General features: G+C 64.1%; 1 protein-coding gene. It reads right to left on the bottom strand.

The features are described from left to right. The coding region (locus tag AC6LJ2_RS30075; RefSeq protein ID WP_498152765.1) for an IS256 family transposase at window positions 1–410 on the bottom strand (410 nt) is incomplete at both ends.

Below are 410 nucleotides of genomic sequence, written 5' to 3'. Positions count from 1 at the left end.
CGGGTCTTAAGCTCGTTGAACACCTTCATCCAGAACTTGGCGCCCTCGGTCTGCTCGATCCACAGGCCCAGGATGTCCCGGGTGCCGTCCGGCAGCACGCCCAGCGCCAGGTACACCGCCTTGTTGCGCACCACTCCGTCCTCGCGGATCTTGACCCGCAGCGCATCGAAGAACACCACCGGGTACATCGTCTCCAGCGGCCGGGTCTGCCAGGCCGTGACCTCGTCCATGACCGCGTCGGTCACCGAGCTGATGAACTCCGGCGAGACCTCGGTGCCGTACTGCTCGGCCAGGAACCCCTGGATCTCGCGCACCGTCATGCCCCGTGCGTACATCGCGATGATCTTGTCATCGAACCCGGTAAAGCGGCGTTCATGCTTGGGGATCAGGATCGGGGCAAAGCTGCCATC

Source organism: Achromobacter sp. 1014246743 (assembly GCF_059760725.1).
Note: the sequence above shows the minus strand (reverse complement) of the source record. Positions and strands in the feature narration are given on the sequence as shown.